General features: G+C 67.4%; 4 protein-coding genes. 1 reads left to right on the top strand and 3 read right to left on the bottom strand.

Annotated features, from left to right (window positions below; translation table 11 throughout):
• Window positions 1-116: 116 nt before the first annotated feature.
• From ACVWWH_RS20020 to ACVWWH_RS20010, 3 genes are all read right to left on the bottom strand, one after another.
• Window positions 117-896 carry an N-carbamoylsarcosine amidohydrolase gene (locus ACVWWH_RS20020; RefSeq protein ID WP_447421292.1) on the bottom strand — a complete coding sequence of 260 codons (780 nt, stop codon included), beginning with the start codon at window positions 894-896 and terminating at the stop codon, window positions 117-119.
• A 158-nt stretch (window positions 897-1,054) separates the two neighbouring features.
• Window positions 1,055-2,404: an MFS transporter gene (locus ACVWWH_RS20015; protein WP_457317782.1), complete on the bottom strand. Its 1,350-nt coding sequence runs from the start codon at window positions 2,402-2,404 to the stop codon at window positions 1,055-1,057.
• A 135-nt stretch (window positions 2,405-2,539) separates the two neighbouring features.
• Complete coding sequence (locus tag ACVWWH_RS20010) at window positions 2,540-6,394, bottom strand: hydantoinase B/oxoprolinase family protein (RefSeq protein ID WP_457317781.1); 3,855 nt, start codon at window positions 6,392-6,394, stop codon at window positions 2,540-2,542.
• A 252-nt stretch (window positions 6,395-6,646) separates the two neighbouring features.
• Between ACVWWH_RS20010 and ACVWWH_RS20005 the strand changes: the two genes are divergently transcribed.
• Complete coding sequence (locus tag ACVWWH_RS20005) at window positions 6,647-7,453, top strand: IclR family transcriptional regulator (RefSeq protein ID WP_066496342.1); 807 nt, start codon at window positions 6,647-6,649, stop codon at window positions 7,451-7,453.
• Window positions 7,454-7,584: the final 131 nt, after the last annotated feature.

Below are 7,584 nucleotides of genomic sequence, written 5' to 3'. Positions count from 1 at the left end.
GCCCCCCCCCCCCGCCCCCCCCCCCCCCCCCCCCCCCCCCCGTCCGAGGTGCTCGACGCCAGAGTATGCGCAGCGCCCGCCGTCGGACGAGGACGGCGGGCGCTGTACGGTGCGACTCAGGCCGGATCTGCGGGGGCCTCTACCTCACGCTGGGGATCCGAGAGGGTCTTCGGGACCGTGTCCTCGAACTGCGGGAGGCCGTTCAGGTACTCCACCACCGAGTCCGTGGACTCCACGTCGCCGAACTTGTTGTCGATGTCGTAGAGGTTCCACTGCACGACGCCCGGGACGCGGTCGCCGATGGTCTCCCTGGCGATGATCGGGCGGAAGCCCTTCGCGATCGCGTCCTCGACCGTGTGGCGCACGCACCCGGCCGCGGTCGCGCCGGTCACGATCAGGGTGTCGATGCGGTTGGCGGTCAGGAAGAGCTCGAGGTTCGTCCCCGGGAACGCCGAGGCGCGGTTCTTCTCGATCACGACCTCGCCTTCTGCGGGCGCGATGCGGTCGTCGATCTGAGCCCAATAGGAGTCTGCCGGAAGGGTCTCCACGGGAATCTTCGAGTACCACAGACCCATGTCGTTCGTCCCGGAGGAGGCGTCGCGGTTGCGGTACACGTTGGTGGTGTAGAAGACCGGGACCCCCTTGGCGCGCGCGGCCTCGTTGATCCGCTGGACATTCGGGATGATCTCCTCCATGCCCGGGCAGCTGAACGGGTGGCCCGGCCGCGTCCAGGCGTTCGCGAGGTCGATGTGGATCACGGCGGGGCGGTTGCCGTAGCCGATCCGACGCTTGAAGCCGCGCTCGTTGTAGATGCCGGTGCCGGCTTCGAACGCCTCCTCCAGCACTGCGGCAAGACGGGTCTCGATGTCCTGGCCCACTGCGGTGTCCTGGCTCATGGTGCACTCCTTCGAATTTGCTCTGTGGGGGTGTGTTTTGCTGGCTTAGCAACAGGGTGACGCTGTGATCTAGCTCTCTTCCGTTGCTGTACAAACAATCTATTTGCTTATAAAGCAACACACAAGAGGTGCGGCGAACTTTTTCTGCCGGCCCGGTCCTAGTCCTGACGGACGGTGCGCGGGTTGACGTTGCGTGCCGCGAGAATGAGCAGCCCCGAGGCAAAAATGGGCACACAGCCGATCCAGAAGGCCGCCGTGCTCCACGTCCACCCGGCGCCCAGGGCGAGTGTGACGAGGAAGCTGCTGATGATCGCACCGACCTGCCCGCCGGCGTTGATGATCGAGCCGCCGGTGGCCCTCGTCCGCACTGGGAAGCTCTCGCCGTTGAAGAACAGCAGCGCGGAGAACGGACCGATCAGGAAGAACAGGCCGGCGCTGTAGAGCGCGACGACGACGGTGAAGTTCCCCGACGGCGCGAGCAGCATGGCCGTGAAGGAGGCCCCGCACAGGATCCAGCCGATGGCGATCGTGTTGCGCCGGCCGATCCTGTCGCCCAGCCAGCCGTGGAACACGTAGCCGGCGAATGCGGTGGCGTTGGAGACCACGAGGATCACGAGGGCGTTCGTGAACGGGATGTCCTTGCCGTCCGGGGCGCTCAGGAGGGACGTCCCGAGGATTGCGAACACGAGCACGCCGACCCAGTTCAGCAGGAACGAGAGGCCGATCACCACGGTCGAGCGCAGCGACTCTCCCCGGAACGCCTCGGCGAGGGGGGAGCCGTTGGTGTTCGCGTGCCTCTGGGCCTCGAACTGCGGACTCTCCTTGAGCCAGCGCCCCGCGATGACGATGAAGATGGCCGGGAACGCCGCCACAACGAAGCACAGCGCCCATCCGCCCACGGGGAACAGGAGGTAGATCGAGGCGGCCGCGAGCACCGAGCCGATCGGCCAGCCTGACTGGACGAGGGAGTAGATCAGGCCGCGGCGCCGTGCCTTGGCCGGATCGGCGTAGGCATGGGCGAAGAGCTCGTTGAGGTAGGCGGCGTTGACCGACTGCTCGGCGTAGCCGAGGCCGGCGGCCGAGCGCACGAGGATGAGCAGGACCACGCCGATCCCGCCCACGATGCCCACGGCCCAGCCCGCGACCGCGGTCAGGAGCGAGGCGATGGCCGCGCCGATGACCGAGATGAGGATGCCCTTCCGTCGCCCGATCCGGTCCACCAGGGGGCCGACGGCGAACGCCACGAGCGCCGTGCCGCCCGTGACCCATGTGTTGACCGCCGTGGACCGCGCGGGGGCCCAGCCCACCTCGGCGGCGAGGACCGGCAGCAGGTTGCCGAACAGGACGAAGTCGTACACGGCGAACGTCCACGCGAAGAAGCAGATCCACGTGGCGATGCGGACGTCCCGGGGGGTGAGCTGCCCCGCGGTGGCGGGCGCCGCCGTCGTGCGCGCGGCGGCCGCCCCGGACGCCTTCGCCGGGTCGAGGGTGCTTTCCATCGGTTCCATGGGTACTCCTGGGGTGAGGTGGCTATGAGCCGGAGGTGTGGATGGGCATGGAAAGGGCGGCCGGGTGGGACGCTGTGCGTCCCCCCGGCCGCCCCAGTGACTGGATTCAATGCGGTACTGCTGGGTGTTGCGGAACTAGACGGTGGCGTAGATGGTCGTCGGGGACCGGCGCTCTGCGGTGCGTGCGGCGTCGACCGTCATTCTGGCGGGGTCGATCACCACTCCGTAGTCACGCTCGGCGGCCTCGAGGGTGGTGAAGCCGTCGAGGACGTCTTCGAGGACCTTCTCCGGATCCCGCCGGTGCGGGTCGCCGAAGCCGCCGCCGCTCGGAACGGTGATCTGGAGGGAGTCGCCTGCCAGCAGCTGGCGACCCGTGACCTTGGACGGCCAGGATTCCTCGCCGGCGCGGCCAGGGTTCTTCACGAGCGAGCCGTTGAGGCCTTCGTGCCCTCCGTACGCGCCCCACGGCACGTCCGACTCGTGGCGTTCGCCCTCGCAGGTGATCACGGTGTCCGTGAGGAAGGTGTTCTCCCGGACAATGCCGATTCCTCCGCGGAACTCACCGGCGGCCGCCGGCTCGGGCCGCAGCTCGTAGCGGTCGGTCCGCATCGGGAACCGCCACTCGAGCTCCTCGATCGGGTTGTTGCGGGTGTTGGCGATGAGGTTGTCCACGGAGTCCGGCCCGTCGCTCGTGGCGCGGGCGCCGTAGGAGCCTTCGTTGACCTCGAGGTACACCCAGTACTCGCCCTGCTTCTCGTCCCATCCCGAGTAGGAGATGAAGTGGATGTGGGCGGAGTTGCCAGCGGTGACGCGGTCGGGAATGACCGGGGCGAGGGCCCGGAGGGCAAGGTCGACGGCGCGCTGAACCTGGGAGAACCGCGAGAAGGTCGCAGCCGGGTACTTCGGGTTGAAGATGGTGCCCTCCGGGGCGATCACCTTCAGCGGCTTGAGCATCCCCTCGTTCTGCGGCACGAACACCGGGAACGCGACCTCGTCGAGGAACATCATCCGCGTGATGAAGGTGAACGCGGAGACCGTAGTGCCCTCGAAGGCACAGTTGTAGGCAGTGGGCACCTGTTCGGAGGACCCGGTCAGGTCGTAGGTGATCTCGTCGCCCTGCACGATCACCTTCACCGCGATCGGCAGTTTCTTGCCGTAGTTGCGGCCGTCGTCGTCCAGATAACCGACTTCGGTCTCGTAGACGCCGTCCGGGATCTTGGCGATCTCCTGGCGCAGCATCCGCTCCGAGTAGTCGATCCAGCTCTGGCCGGCATCGCGCACCGCGTCGAAGCCGTACCGCTCGATGAGGGCGAGATAGCGGGCCTTGGCCAGCTCGCAGGCTGCGATCATCGCTTGGAAGTCGCCCTCGTTGGAGGTGGGCGTCCGGGTGTTGTTGAGGATGTGGCGGATCAGCGATTCCTGTCGCACGCCCTTCTCGTAGACCTTGACAGCACGGAAGATGGTGCCCTCGGACTGGATGTCCTGGATGTCCACCATCAGGCCGGAATAGGCGCCGCCGTTGTCGATCAGCTGGCCAGAGGCGCCGGCGAAGCCCACGAGCTGGCCGTCGTGGAAGATCGGTTCAATGATCGCCACGTCGGGGGAATGGGTGGCACCGAGGTAGGGGTCATTGTGAAGGATGACGTCGCCCTCATGGATGTCGTCGCCGAGGACCGAGATGACGCCCTTGACGATCTTGGGCATGGAGCCCATGAACATCGGCGTGGAGTCGGACTCGGCCAGCACATTGCCGTCCCTGTCGAACAGGCCCGCGCCGAGGTCTTCGGACTCTCGGATGATCGAGGAGTAGGCCATGCGGAACAGCACCGAGGCCATTTCCTTCGCTGCGGAATTCAGCGCGCCGCCGATCACACGCATCAGGATCGGGGTGGCGAGCTTCTCGGCGGTCTGGGTGGCGGCCGGGCACTCGATGACGAGGTTGCCGGCCGGGTCCACAGTTCCGGAGAATCTCGGGGGGACAACAACGGTGGAGTCGTACTGCTCGATGATGGCCGGGCCAACGAAGGTGGTGCCCACTCCCATCTTGTCGCGGTCGTAGAAGCCGGTGTCCACGGTGACGGGCTTGCCATCCTGCTCGAACGTCACCGGGCGGGTCTCCACGAGCGCTTCCGCGAGGGAACCGGACGTCGTCGCTTCCGGCGTGGGCAGCTCGTCCATCACGGCGCTGGCGTCGACCCGGATGTTGATGACTTCCACGGCGCCGTCCTTGAAGCGGTGGCCGTACTCCTCGAAGTGGGCGTCGTGGAAGGAGGCTTCGGCCTTCTCCAGCCAGGCCTGGTCGACCGGCCCTTCGGGTGCAACGAAGCGGATCTCGTACCCCTGGCCCTCGTAGCGCGCGTCGGCGAGCCAGACGAGCTTGCGTCGCTCGGCGGGCACGTCCTCGGCGTCGAGCTGCGCGTTGGCCTCCCGCTCCAGCGCCTCGTAGGAGGCCTGAATGGCGGCGGGGTCGGCGTTGGCGAACGTGAACCGTCGGGTCGCGACGAACTCGTACTTCTCGTCGGTGGCCAGCAGGCCCGTGGCGGCAATGATGCCCGGGTGGGCCGGAATCAGCACCTTCGGGACCTCGAGCTCGGCCGCGATCTCGCAGGCGAACAGGGCACCGGCACCGCCGGCGGCGACCAGGGTGAAGTCGCGCGGATCGTAACCGCGGCGTACGGAGTTCTGCTCGATCGCCTGGGTCATGCCGAACTTCTGGATCTGCAGGGCGCCGAGTGCAGCCTCCTCGATGCTCATGTCGAGGCGGTCTGCGACCTTGGCCATCGCGGCCCGGGCGGCGTCGACGTCGAGCTTCATGTCGCCGCCGGCAAGACTGCGACGGGCGCGCATGCGTCCGAGGATGAGCTGGGCGTCGGTCGACGTCGGCTCCGTGCCGCCACGGCCATAGCAGACCGGACCCGGGACGGCGCCCGCCGACTGGGGGCCGACGCGGAAGACCCCTCCGGCGTCGACATAGGCGATGGAGCCACCGCCAGCACCGATGGTGTCGATGTCCACCATGGGCACCATCGCCTGGTGGTCGCCGATCTTGGTGTCCAGCAGGTGGCGCATGCGCAGTTCACCCTGATAGGCGACGCCGATGTCCGCCGAGGTCCCTCCGATGTCCAAGGTGACGACGTTCTCGAAGCCGGACTGGCGACCGGCCCACATGCCCCCGATCAGGCCGCCGACTGGTCCGGACATCATCAGCGTGACAGGCCTCTTGGCGGCCTCTTTGATCGGCACCATGCCGCCTGAGGACTGCATGAGGAGGACCTCGCGCTGGTAACCGAGCGCCCTGACCTGGGAGGCGAGCCGGGCGAGGTACCTGGAAACCTTGGGTCCCACGAAGGCGTTGAGCGCGGTGGTGGAGAACCGCTCGTACTCCCGGTACAGCGGCACGATGTCGCTCGAGAGGGAGAGGTAGGCCTCGGGGAACTCTTCGGCCACGATCTCCCCGATCCGCTGCTCGTGGGCGGGGTTGAGGTAGGAGTGCAGGAGGCAGACCGCGATGGCCTCCACGCCGGCGTCCCTGAGCTGGCGGACGCGCTCGCGGACCTCGTCGGTGTCCAGGGGGATGAGGACATCCCCGTTCGGGGCAGTGACTCGCTCTTTGACGGTGAGACGATGACGGCGCTTGATGAGGGGCTTGGTCTGCCACGGCATGTCCTGCTGGAGCGAGAAGTTGTGCGGCTTCTTGTGCCGGGCGATGTGCAGGATGTCCCGGAAGCCCTCCGTGGTGATCATGCCTACTTCGGCGCCGGTGTGCGTCAGGGCGATGTTCGTCGCCACCGTGGTGCCGTGCACGAGCTGGTCGATCTCGGCGAGGTCGGTGCCGGCTTTGGCGACGAGCCGCTGGAGGCCCTCGATGACGGCCTCAGACGGATCGTGCGGAGTCGAGGGCACCTTCTCGATGACAGCCCTCCCGGCTTCATCGTCGGAGAAGTAGAGGTCGGTGAATGTGCCGCCGACGTCGACGCCGATACGCTTCATGTGGCTTTCCTTTCGATCGCTCCGCCCTGGGGCCGGCGGAAACGGGATTTTGTTGCTTTCCCGTCAAGCTAGTTGGGCGCTGAGCAACGTGGGTTTCGAACAGGTAAGACGTTTCGCACGTGAGCTGAATCACATATGCTGTTGCTGTGCTCCCAAAGTAGTTGCTTGGATAGCACCGCACAAGAGGTCACGCCGAGATGACACAGGACTCTAAGATGAGAGCCACGCACCCGGCCGGAAGAGGAGTGGACCGTGGCAGGACGACCGCGCACCAGTGATGACGCACCCCAGGGGGCGGCGGCGTCCCTTCTCAACGGCCTCGGCGTGCTCGAGGCGTTCTCCATCGAGAAGCCCGTGCTCGGGGTCACGGAGATCGCCCAGAAGGTCGGTCTGCACAAGAGCACCGTCTCGCGGATCCTGACTGGACTCGCCGATGCCGGCTACGTGCAGCGCGACGAGGCCACCGGGAGATACCGGCTCGGGCTCGGCCTGCTCGCCCTCTCCGGACCGCTCCTGGCCGACCTCGACGTGCGGCGGGCGGCGCTTCCCTACCTCGAGGACCTCACCGAGCGGACGGGGGAGACGAGCGCGCTCGCGGTGTGGAACGGCCAGGAGGCTGTTGTCGTCGAGCAGGTTCCGAGCCCGCACCAGGTCAAGCACACCGCGTCGATCGGGACGCGGTACAACAAGTTCGCCTCGTCGTCAGTGCGGGTGTTCCTCGCGGGTCTGGCCGAGGGCGCTGTGCGCGAACTGATCGGCTCGGGCGCCGTGCTGGTGGGTGCGCCCTACGACAGCGACGCTGCGGCGGCGGCAGAGCTCGCCGCGGTGGAGAAGGCGGGCGTGGCTGTCAATGACGGGGCGACGACCCCCGAGGAATTCGGTGTCTCGGCGCCCGTGTGGGATTACCGGGGGCGCATGGCCGGATGCGTGACGGCATCCGCTCCCCGCACACGCGTGCAGGGCGAGGTCGCGGCCGAGCTCGCCGCGGCGGTGATGGAGGCGGCTGCCGGCGTCTCGGCCCGCCTCGGGTACGGGGCGAAGCGCGCCGCGGAGGCCTGACCCGGCCCCCGCGTACCCGGAACGCCGAAAGGGCGACTGTGAAGTCTCGGGACTGAATGGACACTTCTGTCTCAGGTGAGTGTGGACAGTGTGTCTCACGAGTCCGTGGACACTTCGGGCCTCTGATCGGC

The organism is Sinomonas sp. RB5, from assembly GCF_054063535.1.
The sequence above is the reverse complement of the archived record's forward strand: the minus strand, read 5'-3'. Positions and strand labels throughout refer to the sequence as shown.

What these genes read in the sequence shown, in the direction of transcription:
- ACVWWH_RS20020 (WP_447421292.1), bottom strand. Translation starts at nt 896, where the DNA reads ATGAGCCAGGACACCGCAGTGGGCCAGGACATCGAGACCCGTCTTGCC.
- ACVWWH_RS20015 (WP_457317782.1), bottom strand. Translation starts at nt 2,404, where the DNA reads ATGGAACCGATGGAAAGCACCCTCGACCCGGCGAAGGCGTCCGGGGCG.
- ACVWWH_RS20010 (WP_457317781.1), bottom strand. Translation starts at nt 6,394, where the DNA reads ATGAAGCGTATCGGCGTCGACGTCGGCGGCACATTCACCGACCTCTAC.